This window comes from Winogradskyella forsetii (assembly GCF_013394595.1).
Taxonomy (GTDB): Bacteria; Bacteroidota; Bacteroidia; order Flavobacteriales; family Flavobacteriaceae; genus Winogradskyella; species Winogradskyella forsetii.
In genome coordinates this window covers 157,307-172,250 of sequence record NZ_CP053348.1, presented here as the reverse complement: position 1 = coordinate 172,250, position 14,944 = coordinate 157,307, and the positions used below count along the sequence as shown (strand labels likewise).

16 protein-coding genes are annotated in these 14,944 nt (G+C 34.5%); 8 read left to right on the top strand and 8 right to left on the bottom strand.

Translation table 11 applies throughout. The annotated features are described in order from the left end of the window. Positions 1–45: 45 nt before the first annotated feature. Entirely contained in the window at positions 46–1,026 is a 981-nt protein-coding gene (locus HM987_RS00750; protein WP_179004399.1) for a LuxE/PaaK family acyltransferase, read from the top strand. 114 nt (positions 1,027–1,140) lie between these two features. Continuing rightward, positions 1,141–1,500 carry a YHS domain-containing (seleno)protein gene (locus HM987_RS00745; RefSeq protein WP_229724541.1) on the top strand — a complete coding sequence of 120 codons (360 nt, stop codon included), beginning with the start codon at positions 1,141–1,143 and terminating at the stop codon, positions 1,498–1,500. 584 nt (positions 1,501–2,084) lie between these two features. Here HM987_RS00745 and HM987_RS00740 read toward each other — a convergent pair. Together HM987_RS00740 and tyrS are read right to left on the bottom strand one after the other, a co-directional pair. Further along, entirely contained in the window at positions 2,085–2,585 is a 501-nt protein-coding gene (locus HM987_RS00740) for a DUF1572 family protein (RefSeq protein WP_179004397.1), read from the bottom strand. 145 nt (positions 2,586–2,730) lie between these two features. Continuing rightward, positions 2,731–4,041 (bottom strand): tyrosine--tRNA ligase, encoded by a 1,311-nt coding sequence (tyrS, locus tag HM987_RS00735; protein WP_179004395.1) that lies wholly within the window; start codon positions 4,039–4,041, stop codon positions 2,731–2,733. 89 nt (positions 4,042–4,130) lie between these two features. Here tyrS and HM987_RS00730 point away from each other — a divergent pair, with 89 nt between their 5' ends. Then, positions 4,131–5,144 carry an NAD-dependent epimerase/dehydratase family protein gene (locus HM987_RS00730; protein WP_179004393.1) on the top strand — a complete coding sequence of 338 codons (1,014 nt, stop codon included), beginning with the start codon at positions 4,131–4,133 and terminating at the stop codon, positions 5,142–5,144. Here HM987_RS00730 and HM987_RS00725 read toward each other — a convergent pair. From HM987_RS00725 to HM987_RS00715, 3 genes are read right to left on the bottom strand one after another with little or no spacing between them, the layout of a single operon-like run. After that, positions 5,092–5,610 (bottom strand): DUF4296 domain-containing protein, encoded by a 519-nt coding sequence (locus HM987_RS00725; protein WP_179004391.1) that lies wholly within the window; start codon positions 5,608–5,610, stop codon positions 5,092–5,094. The genes HM987_RS00730 and HM987_RS00725 overlap by 53 nt on opposite strands. Next, positions 5,607–6,950, bottom strand: coding sequence for a dihydroorotase (locus HM987_RS00720; protein ID WP_179004389.1), 1,344 nt, complete (start codon positions 6,948–6,950; stop codon positions 5,607–5,609). Before HM987_RS00720 ends, HM987_RS00725 begins: the two co-directional genes overlap by 4 nt. 6 nt (positions 6,951–6,956) lie before the next feature. Continuing rightward, on the bottom strand, positions 6,957–7,682 hold the full coding sequence (locus HM987_RS00715) for a polyprenol monophosphomannose synthase (RefSeq protein WP_179004387.1): 726 nt from the start codon (positions 7,680–7,682) through the stop codon (positions 6,957–6,959). Between the two features lie 287 nt (positions 7,683–7,969). Here HM987_RS00715 and HM987_RS00710 point away from each other — a divergent pair, with 287 nt between their 5' ends. After that, a complete protein-coding gene (locus tag HM987_RS00710) occupies positions 7,970–8,644 on the top strand; it encodes a DUF4271 domain-containing protein (protein WP_179004385.1) in 675 nt (224 codons plus the stop codon). 16 nt (positions 8,645–8,660) lie between these two features. Continuing rightward, on the top strand, positions 8,661–9,410 hold the full coding sequence (locus HM987_RS00705) for a uroporphyrinogen-III synthase (RefSeq protein ID WP_179004383.1): 750 nt from the start codon (positions 8,661–8,663) through the stop codon (positions 9,408–9,410). Positions 9,411–9,486: 76 nt separating this feature from the next. Here the strand turns inward: HM987_RS00705 and pckA are convergent, their stop codons facing one another. Together pckA and HM987_RS00695 are read right to left on the bottom strand one after the other, a co-directional pair. Further along, positions 9,487–11,103, bottom strand: coding sequence for a phosphoenolpyruvate carboxykinase (ATP) (gene pckA, locus HM987_RS00700; RefSeq protein ID WP_179004381.1), 1,617 nt, complete (start codon positions 11,101–11,103; stop codon positions 9,487–9,489). A 65-nt stretch (positions 11,104–11,168) separates the two neighbouring features. Continuing rightward, complete coding sequence (locus HM987_RS00695) at positions 11,169–11,573, bottom strand: DUF423 domain-containing protein (protein WP_179004379.1); 405 nt, start codon at positions 11,571–11,573, stop codon at positions 11,169–11,171. An 81-nt stretch (positions 11,574–11,654) separates the two neighbouring features. Between HM987_RS00695 and HM987_RS00690 the strand changes: the two genes are divergently transcribed. From HM987_RS00690 to HM987_RS00680, 3 genes are all read left to right on the top strand, one after another. After that, positions 11,655–13,019, top strand: a complete 1,365-nt coding sequence (locus tag HM987_RS00690) for a saccharopine dehydrogenase family protein (protein WP_179004377.1) — start codon at positions 11,655–11,657, stop codon at positions 13,017–13,019. 165 nt (positions 13,020–13,184) lie between these two features. Next, positions 13,185–13,706 (top strand): hypothetical protein, encoded by a 522-nt coding sequence (locus tag HM987_RS00685; protein WP_179004375.1) that lies wholly within the window; start codon positions 13,185–13,187, stop codon positions 13,704–13,706. A gap of 83 nt (positions 13,707–13,789) precedes the next feature. Continuing rightward, positions 13,790–14,260 carry an Lrp/AsnC ligand binding domain-containing protein gene (locus HM987_RS00680; protein ID WP_179004373.1) on the top strand — a complete coding sequence of 157 codons (471 nt, stop codon included), beginning with the start codon at positions 13,790–13,792 and terminating at the stop codon, positions 14,258–14,260. Between the two features lie 106 nt (positions 14,261–14,366). Here the strand turns inward: HM987_RS00680 and HM987_RS00675 are convergent, their stop codons facing one another. Continuing rightward, positions 14,367–14,924 (bottom strand): REP-associated tyrosine transposase, encoded by a 558-nt coding sequence (locus HM987_RS00675; protein ID WP_179004371.1) that lies wholly within the window; start codon positions 14,922–14,924, stop codon positions 14,367–14,369. Positions 14,925–14,944 lie beyond the last annotated feature (20 nt).

Below are 14,944 nucleotides of genomic sequence, written 5' to 3'. Positions count from 1 at the left end.
CGTCCCGATAAATTATCGGGACGCTTTTTTGTATATTTTTGACACATGATTTCTAAAGACGACATTTTTAATATAAAATCCAAAACTGATTTTGATGCCTTGGCTTTAGATGTTTTTAAATTTCAGTTTGAAAATAATAACGTCTATCGCTCGTTTTGCGATTTATTGTATAAGCATCCAGCGGATATAAAGTGTGTTTCTGAAATTCCATTTTTGCCGATTCAGTTTTTTAAATCCCATTCTATTTTAAGTTCATCCCAAAATATTGAAAAAACGTTTTCTAGTTCTGGTACCACAGGAAGTACTACGAGTAAACATTTAGTGACGGATTTAAAACTTTATGAAGACAGCTATTTAAAAGCTTTTAGACACTTTTATGGTGCTATTGAAGATTATGTAGTCTTAGCGCTTTTGCCCTCTTATTTAGAACGTGATGGCTCTTCACTTATCTATATGGTAGATGATTTAATAAAGAAATCCAATCATGCTGAAAGCGGATTTTACCTGCATAATCTCGATGAGTTGGCAAGTACATTACAAACACTTGAAGCCAAACAACAAAAAACCTTACTTATAGGCGTATCATTTGCCTTATTGGATTTGGTTGAAGTCCATCAATTCAACTTAAAACATACCATTGTGATGGAAACGGGTGGTATGAAAGGAAGGCGAAAAGAAATTATACGACAGGAGTTACACCAAATTCTTAAATCGGGTTTTGGCGTGAACCAAATTCATAGTGAATATGGCATGACGGAACTTTTGAGTCAAGCCTACTCTAAAGGTCATGGTGTTTTTCAATGTCCACCTTGGATGAAAATCTTAACACGTGATACCGAAGACGCTCTCAGTATTCAGCAATCCAACAAAACAGGTGGTATAAATGTGATTGATTTGGCAAATCTTAATTCGTGCGCCTTTATTGCTACCCAAGATTTGGGAAAAGTCGATGACAACGGCCAGTTTGAAATCATTGGAAGATTCGATAACTCTGATATACGAGGTTGCAATTTAATGGCATTGTAAGCAACCGTATTGCTATTCGACTTAGGTTTTATGAAATATCTCATAATCACATTATTATTTATCACAACTAATAGTTTTGCCTAAACTATAGATTATAATACCAAAAAAGGATTTGTGGCAGAAGGGTATGATGTTGTTGCTTATTTTAATAGGGAAGCTGTTGAAGGTTCTGACGATTATAAAACAGCACACGATGGTGTTAACTACAAATTTATATCACAAGAAAATCTCAATACGTTTCTAGAAAACCCTAAAGCTTATATGCCACAATATGGCGGTTATTGCGCTTATGCGGTTGCAAAGGATTCTAAAAAAGTTAGTATAGATCCTGAAACTTTTGAAATAAGGGACGGAAAGCTCTATTTATTCTATAATTCTTGGGGAAATAATACCTTAAAAAAATGGCAGAAAGAAAATGTGAAAGGTTTACAGAAAAAAGCCGACTTAAATTGGGAGGCTATAAAGTTAAGATGATTCTATGAAAAAGAAAAATTGAAACTATAGACCTCAAAGTTGATTGATTGGTTGGAAGTGCTCAAATATTTATTTGGGCACTTTTTTTATACCCAATGTTTACTGATTTTTTAATATGTTCATTTTATTCGTCTAATCTTGTTGTTTATATCGGAACTCATGATGTGCTTCGCAGTTGCCTTGATGCAAAACGAACCAATCCCGATAGCTATCGGGACAAAACGATTTGTTAGGAAATTGCTAAAGCACCATTCGCCTATGCATTAATGATTTAGGATTTTATTTAACTTCATGTTCCAATCCTAGACTTATTTTCAAAACTACTCATCTTGCTCATTATTTCTGAAAATCGTTGATTCCGACGCTGTCGAAATTTAGGTGTTGAGCTCTAACTTTTTTCTGCATACCCCATATTATCTGAAAATCTGCGATATAAACTTTCTCTTCGTGAACCTCTGTTAATTCTCCGTGTTTCTCAGTGTTTAGTTTTTATCAAAGTAAGCTTTAAATTTTTGAAATCCATTTCAAAACATATCACCTGTTTTCTACAATTTTACGAAAGTCTATAATTAAGTAGATAGAATTCAATTATTTTTTTGTTTTATTGGGTGTATTTGAGAGGAATCCAATACTTTTTTAATCAGCACAATTTGTCCAAGATGATAATAACTATGCTCAATCATACCATCAATATTTCGAAGAAAAGAGCCATATTTTTTATCGACAAAGTCTTTTTTTAGATCTTCTTCAGGCATTGTTTCAATTAAATTGGCCAAATTTTCAGTATCGCTCCAAAATGTATTTAAAAATGAATCCCATGCTTTCTGTGATTCTATTAGCGGAAAATCAAAACTAAATTTATCGCTTATTTCAAGTTTATTATTAGTAAACACATTGGTTATTCCAGAGATATAATAGTGTATATGCTGCGCTAATACAGAAATAGTGTTTAACGATTGGTATTTTGTATTCGCAATGCGCAAATCCAAATTTTCCAATTGCGCCTTATAATTTGTGTTGGCAATCCATGTACCATTCAGTATAACTTCTCTCAGTCGATTAGCTAATTGTTCTGTTTGCTTCATTTTACAATGGAATGGATTAAATAATACGTCTCAATAACCATATAAACTTTTGAAAATAAAGATACAAAAAAAGACTTCAGAAGTTTTTGATACTGAATCGAGTTCAGCACTTACCAGTGAAGTCATTATATTCTTATTAAATTCTTTAATCTACTTTGATAATATAGGTATTCTTCTTACCACTATTCAATACAACATATTTATCACCAATTAAATCACTGATTTTAATTTTATAATCCTCGGTGACTTTTTCCTTATTAACAGCTACAGCATTTGCCTTCAAAGCTCGACGCGCTTCACCATTACTCGACAAAAAATTGGTATCAGCAGATAATGCCGCAATAATATCTAACCCTGATTCAATTTTGCTTCTTTCAATTTCGGCAGTTTGAATGTCGCTAAATATATCATCCAAAGTTGTGACCTTTAGCTTTTTTATATCTTCTTTAAAGTTTTTACTGAATAACACTTTCGAGGTCTCTATAGATTCATCTAGCGCTTCTTTAGAATGCACAAAACTCGTCACTTCTTCTGCTAAACGCTTTTGCAGGGCATTAAAACCAGGGTTTTTCTTATGCTCTTCAATCAGAGACTCAATCGTTTCTTTATCTAAAAACGTAAATATTTTGATATACTTTTCAGCATCTTCATCTGTGGTGTTCAACCAAAATTGGTAAAATTTATAAACTGAGGTTTTATCAGCATCCAACCAAATATTTCCACCTTCAGATTTTCCAAATTTAGAACCATCTGCTTTTGTGATTAATGGACAAGTCATCGCATAGGCTTTTGCTTGATCGTCGCCATCGTGCATGCGTCTTACTAACTCGGTTCCTGTGGTAATATTTCCCCATTGGTCACTGCCGCCCATTTGTAATTTGCAACCCATGGTTTTGTACAAATGATGAAAATCGTAGCCTTGAATCAATTGATAGGTGAATTCAGTAAATGACATCCCAACGTTTCCTTCGTCACCACTTAAACGCTTTTTTACGGAATCTTTCGCCATCATGTAATTTACAGTGATGCGTTTACCAACATCGCGTGCAAAATTAATGAAACTGAAATCTTTCATCCAATCATAGTTGTTCACCAAGACAGGCGCATTTCTTTCAGTGGAATTAAAATCCAAAAAGCGGGATAGTATGTTTTTTATGCCAGCGACGTTGTGTTCTAGGGTGGCTTCATCAAGTAGATTCCGTTCATCACTTTTCCCGGAAGGATCACCAATCATACCAGTCGCTCCACCCACTAATGCAATAGGTTTATGACCTACTTTTTCTAAATGCACCAATAAAATTATAGGTACCAAACTTCCAATATGCAACGCATCTGAAGTAGGATCAAAACCAATATAGGCCGTTGTCATCTCTAGGTCTAATTGCTCTTCGGTTCCAGGCATGATGTCGTGGACCATACCTCTCCAACGTAATTCCTCTACAAATTTATTCGCCATTGTTTTTTAGTTTGAAAATTGATTGGCGCAAAGATATGTTTCCGTGGTTAAAGACAAAAGACAAATCTAAAAAAGCGTAACTTTACCCTATGATTTTAGTCACAGGAGGCACAGGTTTGGTGGGTTCACATTTGCTTTTTCAACTTTTGAAAAGCAACACGGCCATTCGTGCAATATACAGACGTGAAAAAACTTTAAGTCGTGTTAAACATGTCTTTTCCTATTTTTCGGATGATGCTGAAGCACTTTTTAACAAAATTGAATGGATTGAGGCAGATATCAATGATATTCCAAAACTTCAACTGGCTTTTAAAGGTATTACCCAGGTTTACCATTGTGCTGCTTTTGTCTCTTTTGAACCTGACAAATACAAATTATTACGAAAAATAAATATTGAAGGCACGGCGAATATTGTTAATTTATCCCTCAGCCAGCAAGTTAAAAAATTGTGCTATGTCAGTTCTATTGCAGCAATTGGGCATCATGTTGATCCTAACAAATTAATTGATGAGCAAACCGATTGGAACCCAGAGGATGATAATAGTGTTTATGCCATCACTAAATATGGCGCAGAACTTGAAGTGTGGCGCGGCACTCAGGAAGGTTTGGATGCCATCATAGTAAACCCAGGAATTATTATAGGTGCTGGTTATTGGAATGGTGGCAGTAGTGGTAATTTATTTAAGCGCATTTACAGAGGCATGCCTTATTACACCAATGGTGTTACTGGTTGTGTAGATATTTGGGATGTTGTTAATATTATGCAAAGGCTTATGGATAGTACCATTAAAAATGAAGCTTTTATAGTAGTGTCTGAAAACTTAAGTTTTAAAACCTTACAAACCAAAATTGCTAATAGCTTAGAGGTTCATCCACCAAAAAGAGAAGCTAAACCGTGGCTTTTAGGAATTGCTTGGCGATTAGATTGGTTGAAACATCATCTTTTTGGCAAACGTAGAAGTTTATCTAAACAAGCAGCAAAATCTACCGTAAGTATTACAAAATATGATAATTCTAAAGTAAAAAATGCTTTGGACTTTGAGTTTAAACCTATGGACGAATCAATTCCTGAAGTGAGTCTGCTATATTTAAAGGAGGTTTAGAGCGCATATCTTTAACACCAATACTATCAAGAACTTTTTTTAAGGAATCTTTTTTTCGTTTTGCTTTTTTACCAATAGAATCTCTGCGCTTTTGAATGGAGTCATCTTGTTTTTGCTTTATAGCTTCATATATATCCTTCTCTTTTTCCAATCTTGCCTTTACTTGCTCTACAATAGCACTATAGGTTTCGGTTTCAAAAGCATAGTAGGTGTTACTTTCTGCAAATTGGGTACTATCAATATTGTATTTTTCCAAAATATAGTTTTCTGGGTTGAAGCTATTGTTTTCCAAAGTTTTACGGTTTACGCCTTTGGCTGCATTAATGATATATAAGTCATACAAAAGTTCGGTCATTTGTGCCTTTGAAATCAAATTATCCGGTTTTTTTGGTCGGTCAAAATCTTGGCATGCCACCATCAAAAAACTTAGAACTATTATAACACTTAATCGTTTTATCATTTTCATCTATCAAAAGTCAATCGTTGTCCTGCTTTAACGTCCAAAACCTTGAAATTGTTATAAGCCAATTGACCGTTTACAAAGGTGTGCGTTATTCTACTTTTAAACGTGTTGCCTTCAAAAGGAGACCAACCACATTTATACAAAATATTACTTTTATTTACTGACCAAGGGCTTTGAGGGTCTATAATGACCAAATCGGCAAAATAACCTTCTTTTATATAACCTCGCTTTTCTACATTGAATAAAATCGCTGGATTATGACAGGCTTTTTCCACAATTTTTTCAACCGATATTTTACCTTGATGATGTGCTTCCATCAAAGTTACCAAGGCATGCTGCACTAAAGGTCCTCCAGAAGGCGCACTTGTGTACGGATTGTTTTTTTCCTCGAGTGTATGTGGCGCATGATCTGTGGCGATGACATCTATTCTATCATCCAATAACGCTTTCCATAGTTGGTCTCTGTCTTTTCCCGTTTTTACAGCTGGATTCCATTTAATATGGCTTCCCTTTTTAGCATAATCTTCATCTGAAAACCATAAATGATGCACACAAACTTCAGCGGTTATCTTTTTATCCTTTAATGGGATTTTATTTGAAAATAAACTCGTTTCCTTTCCTGTTGATAAATGAAACACATGCAATCGAGCGCCTGTTTTCTTTGCTAATTCAATCGCTTTTGAAGAGGATAAATAACAAGCCGCTTCGCTTCTTATAATGGGATGCATCTCCATCGGAATGTCATCTCCATACTCGGCTTTATATTTGGCTAGATTTGTTTTTATAGTCGCTTCATCTTCACAATGTACAGAAATGACCATATCTGTACTCGAAAATATTTTTTCAATAACCTTTGGGTCATCGACCAACATGTTTCCGGTAGAAGAGCCTAAGAATAATTTTAATCCTGCTACGGTTTTAGTGTCAACCTTTAAGATTTCATCTAAATTATCATTGGTACCACCAAACATAAATGAATAGTTGGCATAAGATGAATTGGCTGCAATGGCAAATTTTTCTTCTAACTTTTCTACACTTGTGGTTTGCGGATTGGTATTTGGCATTTCTATAAAAGACGTAATTCCACCAGCTATAGCCGCTTTCGATTCCGATTCTATATTAGCTTTATGGGTTAAGCCTGGTTCCCTGAAATGCACTTGATCGTCGATCATACCAGGAAAGACGTAATTTCCTTCAACGTCTATCACAGTCATATCTGCAGATTTCACGCTGATTGAAATGTCTATTTTTTTAATTATTTGGTCTTCAATGAGAATATCGCCTTCAACAATTTTTCCTTCGTTGACAATTCTGGCGTTTTTTATGAGAGTATTTTGCTTCATGTTCTTCTACTTACTGGAAAATAAACTTTTTAATCTTAAACTAATGACACCAAAAATGGCTTCGGAAATAATACTTCCGCTCATTTTCGATTTCCCTTTGGTTCTATCTTTAAAGATAACAGGAATTTCTACAATTCGAAATCCTTTTCTATAGGCTTTAAATTTCATTTCAATCTGAAAAGCATAACCCACAAATTCTATTTTCTTTAAATGAATAGCTTCTAAAACCGATCTTTTATAACAGACAAAACCAGCGGTGGAATCCTTAACTTTCATACGTGTAATAAATCTTACATAACGAGATGCGCCATAGGATAAAAGAATACGGGACATTGGCCAGTTGACCACTGTAATCCCCTTTACATATCTAGATCCGACCGAAATATCAGCACCGTCGATGGCGCAAGCGTTGTACAATCTAATTAAATCTTTTGGATTATGGGAGAAATCAGCATCCATTTCAAAAACGTATTGATATTCCTTTTCTAAAGCCCATTCAAAACCTGCAATATACGCTGATCCTAAACCACTTTTTTCTTTACGTTCTAATAAAAACAGTTGGTTTTTAAATTCTTGTTGTAAGTTTTTAACGGTTTCCCCTGTTTTGTCAGGCGAATTGTCATCTACAATAAGCACATGAAAAACCTTGGTTTGCGAAAACACAGTTCTAATGATTGACTCAATATTTTCAATCTCGTTATAGGTAGGGATAATGACAATGGCGTCAGACATTCACTTACTTTTAAACTATGCTTTTGTGTCGCTATTAGAATTTTAACAAAAGTAAAGTTTTTAATGGATTATATGTTGGAATTAACTTTTTTGATAGAAATTGGGAAAAAGATAATAGACCGCTCCGCTGTTAGAGATTAGACATAAGACTTTAAGACCGTAAAAACCATTTCAAATAGGTTAGATTAAGATAGAATTAGCGAATCCATTGTACCGTCTAACCGATATCAAAGAGGAATTATGTAATCTATTGAATGTAAACTTAAAATTCTTTTTAATTTAGCCACATGCGAAATTATGTCACACATGAGTGGTTTACTATTTTTACAATGATTGGATTGTTTGCCATCGCTGTCGCAAAATATTTGAACACTCTTAGATTTAACGATTTTTTAAATGTGATCGGTAATTCCAAATATCTTAAAATATATAGTAAAGACCAGAAATTTATTGATCAATTTGATAGTTTTCTATTTATAAACCTCAGTCTCTCATTGAGTATTTTCGCTTATTTTACATATTCTACGTTTGTTTCACCGCAAATTTTTGAACTTGAATCGTTCCTAAAATTATTATTTGCTGTTTCTGTCATTATCATAATAAAAACACTTTTGGAACGACTTATTGGTAGTCTTTTTGAAATGGATAGTTTAATAGACCATTACTTGTTTCAAAAAACAACCTTCAAGAATTGGTCTGGTTTTGTGTTTTTAATAGCCAATTTGTTTTTGTTGTATACACATCGTTTTAATTGGTTATACTCAGATCATTATAACGAAATCATTATCATCATTGCTTTTTCATTGGTTTGTATCATAAATTTAATCGGATTTTTAAGCACGTTCAAAAGCTATCAAAAGTTAATAAACCTTAATTTGTTCTATTTTTTGTTGTATCTTTGCGCTCTCGAAATTGGGCCTTATGTAGTTTTATATAAGGTTATTACAGAGTATAACGCTTAAAACACAAGGTTTACGTATGAAAGTGAAAACAATTTTAGTATCCCAACCAGAGCCAAAAATAGAGAACTCCCCATATTTTGATTTGCAAGAAAAGCAAAAGGTTAAGGTGGACTTTAGACCCTTCATACATGTAGAAGGTGTATCTTCCAAGGATATAAGACAACAAAAGGTTGATCTCAGTAAATTTACAGCTATCATACTTACTAGTAGAAACTCCGTCGATCACTTTTTTAGGGTTGCAGACGAAATGCGCTTTAAAGTGCCCGATTCCATGAAGTATTTTTGCCAATCTGAGGCGGTTGCCTATTATTTACAAAAATATGTGGTTTACCGAAAGCGTAAAATCTATGTGGGAAAACGTACGTTTGAAGATTTAATTCCTTTAATCAAAAAATATAAAGACGAAAAGTTTTTATTGCCAACGACCGATAAAGTAAAACCTATTATACCTGAAATTTTAGACGATTTAGGCGTTACTTGGAAACAAGCCACGTTTTATAAAACCGTAATCAGTGATTTGTCTGATTTATCAAATGTTACTTATGATATTTTAGTATTCTTTAGTCCTTCTGGCATAGAATCCTTATTCCATAATTTTCCAGATTTCAAGCAAAACGAAACGCGTATTGCAGTATTCGGGAATACAACAGTTAAAGCGGTTAAGGAAAAAGGCTTGCGTGTTGATATTTCTGCACCGACGCCTGAAACACCTTCCATGACCATGGCTTTACAGAAGTATATTGATTCAGTTAATAAAGGGAAATAGTTATTTAACTAAATATAAAATATAAAAAAAGCGATTCTAAACATAGAATCGCTTTTTTAGTTTTTATCAATAACATTTAGAATGCATAACGCTGCGGTCCTCCGCGTCTCACCTCTTCAGAGGCAAAAGACTCAAACTTCTTAAAATTCTCTCTAAATGCATTAGAAAGTTTAAATGCCATGGTGTAATATGCTTTGTCATCATTCCAAGTCGCTCTTGGACTCAATACCTCTGTTGGTACACCTGGACAAGATCTTGGTTGTGCCACTCCAAAAACGGAATGGATATGGTAATCTTCATACGTATAGTCGTGTAAATCACCATTCAAAGCTGCGTTAATCATAGCTCTTGTATATTTTAACTTCATACGCGTACCGACGCCATAAGGACCTCCTGTCCAACCTGTGTTTACCAACCAAACATTAACTCCAGCATCTAACATTTTTTTACTTAACATGTTAGCATACTCTGTTGGGTGCAACGGCATAAATGGTGCGCCAAAACAAGCCGAAAAACTTGGTACTGGTTCCACCACTCCTGCTTCTGTTCCAGCCACTTTAGCCGTGTAACCAGAAATAAAGTGATATGCGGCCTGACTTGGTGTTAATTTCGATATTGGAGGCAAAACGCCGAAAGCATCAGCCGTTAAGAAAAATATATTCTTTGGGTTTTTACCAATCGATGGTTCTTTAATATTATCTATATGGTATATTGGGTAACTTACCCTTGTATTTTGAGTAATTGAGGTGTCAGCAAAATCAACATTACCTTTATCATCCATGATGACATTCTCTAGAATCGCCCCTTTCTTAATCGCAGCAAAAATCTCTGGCTCCTGCTCTTGAGATAGATTAATTACCTTAGCGTAACAACCACCTTCAAAATTAAAAACGGTGTTTTCTTTAGTCCAACCATGTTCGTCATCACCAATTAAACTGCGATTAGGGTCTGTGGAAAGTGTCGTTTTTCCAGTTCCAGATAATCCAAAGAAAATTGCCGTATCATCATCCTTACCAACATTGGCACTGCAATGCATTGGCAAAGTGTTTTTAAACACAGGCAGAATAAAATTTAAAGCGGAAAAAATACCTTTTTTGATTTCTCCTGTATAACCCGTACCACCAATTAACGCAATCTTACGTGTAAAATCCAGAATTGCAAAGTTGTGTTGACGTGTACCATCAACTTCAGGATCTGCCATAAAACCTGGTGCGTTTACCACCGTCCATTCTGGAGAAAAATCGTTTAATTCTTCTTCCGTAGGACGTAAAAACATATTGTAGGCAAACATATTACTCCAAGGATACTCATTAATAACTCTAATGTTTAGCTTGTAGTTTTCGTCTGCACATGCATAACTGTCGCGCACATAGATTTCTTTTTCAGATAAATAATCGACAACTTTATCGTAAAGCTTCTGAAATTTATCACTCTCAAACGGAATATTGATATTTCCCCACCACACCTTGTCTTTTGTGATGTCATCTTTTACAATAAATCGGTCCATTGGGGAGCGCCCAGTAAATTCGCCTGTATTTACTGCTAAAGCACCAGAGGAACATTCGACACCTTGTCCTTTGGAGATGGTTTCAGCATGAAGTTCATCTGAAGAAAGTTGATAATTGACTTTTGCATTTTTAATTCCATATTGATCTAACGAAATCGTTTTCGTAAATTGGGTATGGTTTGCCATAATTTTTGTGTTGTTTAGTGCTGCAAAATTAAAATTTTATTTTGAAACAACGGTAATGAATGTCATTAATCGACCTTACTTCTTATTATACCGACCAACATCACAATCCAAGCCGTAATAAGAAGGACTCCTCCTATTGGTGTAATCAATGCGATACTCTCAAAATCAAAGCTTGACATTTCATTGGTGGCCAGTCCGTATATAGAACCTGAAAAGAAAACTACACCAAAAATAACCAAATAGAATATCGTTTTCTTTGTTTTTAAATTCACAAATGAAGAACTACCCAAAATTAAAAGAAAAAAGGCATGATATATTTGGTATCGGACACCAGTTTCAAAGGATTTAATAGCATCTGCATCAACTAATTTTTCATCAACCAACTTCTCCAAACCGTGAGCCGCAAAGGCTCCTAAAATAATACCCAAAATCCCTAAAATACATCCTATAATTAATAGTGTCTTGTTCATAATAAATATGCTATTTCGGTTTTTAATGCTTATTGTATTTATTACTTTCGTGGCATACAAAATTAGTTATATAAACTCATTATGCGAAACATTTTAATCATTGGTGCAGGTAAATCTTCATCATATCTTATAAAATATTTACTCGATAATTCCCAATCTGAAAAGTTACATATTACCATTGGTGATCTCAATGTTGACAATGCCAAAAAATGGGTTGGCACTCATCCAAATACAGATGTTATTCACTTAGATGTATTTAATGCAGAATCTAGAGTCGCTGCCGTTAAAAAAGCAGATATTGTGATTTCCATGCTTCCAGCGCGTTTTCATATTGAAGTGGCGAAAGATTGTATTACTTACAAAAAGAATATGGTCACGGCTTCTTACGTCAGTCCAGAAATGCAAGCTTTAGATGAAGACGCCAAAGCCAATAATCTCATTTTTATGAATGAAATCGGCGTTGATCCTGGCTTAGACCATATGAGTGCCATGAAAATCATTAATCAGATAAGGGACAAAGGTGGTAAAATGATTTTGTTTGAATCCTTTACAGGTGGTTTGGTAGCTCCCGAAAGCGACAACAACCTTTGGAACTACAAATTTACATGGAACCCAAGAAATGTTGTGGTTGCAGGTCAAGGAGGAGCCGCTAAGTTTTTGCAGGAAAACCAATTCAAATACATTCCATATAATCGCTTATTTAGAAGAACAGAATTTTTAGACGTAGAGGGTTACGGACGTTTTGAAGGTTATGCCAACCGAGATTCCTTAAAATACCAACATGTTTATGGCTTAGACCATATAAAAACATTGTATAGAGGTACCATGAGACGTGTTGGGTTTAGTAGAGCTTGGAATGTTTTTGTACAATTAGGAATGACGGACGACAGCTACACCATTGACGATAGTATCAATATGAGCTATCGGGATTTTGTGAATGCATTTTTACCATACAGCCCAACGGATTCGGTTGAACTTAAATTTAGACATGCACTTAAAATTGACCAAGATGATATCGTATGGGACAAGTTTTTAGAGCTCGATATTTTTAATCCTAGAAAAATGGTGGAACTAGACAAAGGAACACCTGCGCAAATTCTTCAAAAAATCTTAATGGATAGCTGGGCACTTAGTCCGGACGATAAAGATATGATTGTGATGTACCATAAATTTGGCTATGAGCTTAATGGCGAAAAACATCAAATCGATTCCACAATGGTAGCACTTGGTAAAGACCAAACCTATACGGCCATGGCAAAAACCGTGGGTTTACCAGTCGCTATTGCAACGCTGGCAATTCTTAATGGTAAAATAAAAACACCTGGTGTACAAATCCCTATTACAAAAGAGGTTTACACACCTATTTTAGAGGAATTAGAGTCCTATGATATTGTTTTCAATGAGTATGAAGTACCTTATTTAGGTTATAATCCCCTGAATCTTTAGATTAAGGATGTTCCGTTTAAATAGCACCTAGAAAAATAACAGTTATTAAAAAATTGTATATTGACCAGGTAATTTATCCCAAATCAAGGAATTACTAAAGTTAAAACCAGAAATACTAGCCTAATTATAGAGTAGTATTTCATAAGCTTTTAAAACTGAGAAAAGATGAAAAACCTACACCTACTCCAAATTTTTGTTCTAACACTTTTTATGTTATCATGTAGTGCTGATGATAGTAACAGCGACTCCGCACCTCTTAGCGACGAGCCAGGAATGGTAGCAACCATAGATGGTGGCACCTTTAATAACTTCCTCTTTACAGATGGTGCTTACCAAGCGAGTTTAGGAACAAATGATACTATGAGTATTGATATTGCTGACGCCCTTGGAAATCAAGTTTCTTTATTTTTAAATGGCACTAACGGTTTTGGCACTGACGTTGTTAAGAACATGGGTAATATAGATTCCAATAACTTTATGACTTATGCTCTTATAAGACCATCTAGTCCTCAAATTAGTTATTATTCTTCATCGGGCAATGTTACAATTTCTGAAAATAGAACACATCCTACTACATCGGGAATTCGTCTTATTTCTGGATCCTTTAATATCACGGCTAGCACTTTAGATGGCACTAATACGACATCAATGATAGGTTCATTTACTGAATTGGAGTATGAAGATTAATTAAAAAATGTGAACATTTCATTATAGATTATCTTGAATTTGATTTCTTATTTTTAACTTTCGATTTCTAAATACGAATTCCCATGAAAGTTAATGACAAAGGTATTTACATCGATGGTATAGATAAAAAGATTCTTCGTGCATTAATGGAAGATGCAAGAACACCAATTCTTGAAATCGCCCGTAACGTCGGAATTTCGGGTGCTGCGATTCATCAACGTTTAAAGAAATTAGAAAAATCCGGACTTTTAGCAGGTTCAAAATTTATAATCAACCCAAAAATCTTAGGCTATACCACCATGGCTTTTGTTGGTATTTTTCTTGATAAAGCCATAAGTAATCCTGAAGCCGTAAAGCAATTACAAAAAATCCCTGAAGTGATTGAATGTCATTATACCACAGGAAATTGGTCCATCTTTATTAAAATTCTATCGAAAGATAATGAGCATTTAATGCATGTGCTTAATTCTGAAATCCAAAGTATAAAAGGTGTATCGAGGACAGAAACTTTCATTTCTTTGCAGGAACAGATTAATCGACAGATTAAGATATAATTAGAAAAAAAGCACTCGTCGGAGACGAGCGCTAACTCGTAAATGTTGGCGCTCGTCTCCGACGAGTGCTTTTTAAACTATTCGTTGCAACGAATGTTTAATATATTTAACCAAGAAACCCAGCATCATCAATCTCCAAAACCGAATGGTCATCCTGAAAATTCCGAGCACTAGAATATTTCCAATCAGTAGGATTGACTACAAATCCAGCTTTAACAGGATTATTATGAATGTAATTGATATATCGTTTAATAACATCTATACTCCATAATTCAATAGGATGATTATTATGTTGCCAAAACTGATACTTAGTCACATTACTTCTTTCTTTACCTGCTTTCATAAACATGGACAACAACCATTTTTTTCGGCTTTCCTTCGAATTATTTTCAATGGTCTCAATAATTTTATTGGCTGTGAATTTTTTATAATCCCTTAATAATTCCATGGGTTTATCTTCAGAAGAACGAAATATGAAATGCACATGGTTGGACATAAAACAATACGCATACAATTCCATACCTTTTGCTTTTCTGCAGTAGCTGATACTATCTGCTAAAACTTTGAAATAGCATTCTCTTGTAAATACATCTACCCAATAAACTACAGCAAATGACACGAAGTATAAACCGGACTTATTATGGAATTTGTATTTTCTGCTCATTTAGAGTAAGATACAAATTT

Excerpts from the sequence above, each read along its gene's own strand:
- HM987_RS00750 (WP_179004399.1), top strand. The coding sequence starts at position 46 with ATGATTTCTAAAGACGACATTTTTAATATAAAATCCAAAACTGATTTT.
- HM987_RS00740 (WP_179004397.1), bottom strand. The coding sequence starts at position 2,585 with ATGAAGCAAACAGAACAATTAGCTAATCGACTGAGAGAAGTTATACTG.
- tyrS (WP_179004395.1), bottom strand. The coding sequence starts at position 4,041 with ATGGCGAATAAATTTGTAGAGGAATTACGTTGGAGAGGTATGGTCCAC.
- HM987_RS00730 (WP_179004393.1), top strand. The coding sequence starts at position 4,131 with ATGATTTTAGTCACAGGAGGCACAGGTTTGGTGGGTTCACATTTGCTT.
- HM987_RS00725 (WP_179004391.1), bottom strand. The coding sequence starts at position 5,610 with ATGAAAATGATAAAACGATTAAGTGTTATAATAGTTCTAAGTTTTTTG.
- HM987_RS00720 (WP_179004389.1), bottom strand. The coding sequence starts at position 6,950 with ATGAAGCAAAATACTCTCATAAAAAACGCCAGAATTGTCAACGAAGGA.
- HM987_RS00715 (WP_179004387.1), bottom strand. The coding sequence starts at position 7,682 with ATGTCTGACGCCATTGTCATTATCCCTACCTATAACGAGATTGAAAAT.
- HM987_RS00710 (WP_179004385.1), top strand. The coding sequence starts at position 7,970 with ATGCGAAATTATGTCACACATGAGTGGTTTACTATTTTTACAATGATT.
- HM987_RS00705 (WP_179004383.1), top strand. The coding sequence starts at position 8,661 with ATGAAAGTGAAAACAATTTTAGTATCCCAACCAGAGCCAAAAATAGAG.
- pckA (WP_179004381.1), bottom strand. The coding sequence starts at position 11,103 with ATGGCAAACCATACCCAATTTACGAAAACGATTTCGTTAGATCAATAT.
- HM987_RS00695 (WP_179004379.1), bottom strand. The coding sequence starts at position 11,573 with ATGAACAAGACACTATTAATTATAGGATGTATTTTAGGGATTTTGGGT.
- HM987_RS00690 (WP_179004377.1), top strand. The coding sequence starts at position 11,655 with ATGCGAAACATTTTAATCATTGGTGCAGGTAAATCTTCATCATATCTT.
- HM987_RS00685 (WP_179004375.1), top strand. The coding sequence starts at position 13,185 with ATGAAAAACCTACACCTACTCCAAATTTTTGTTCTAACACTTTTTATG.
- HM987_RS00680 (WP_179004373.1), top strand. The coding sequence starts at position 13,790 with ATGAAAGTTAATGACAAAGGTATTTACATCGATGGTATAGATAAAAAG.
- HM987_RS00675 (WP_179004371.1), bottom strand. The coding sequence starts at position 14,924 with ATGAGCAGAAAATACAAATTCCATAATAAGTCCGGTTTATACTTCGTG.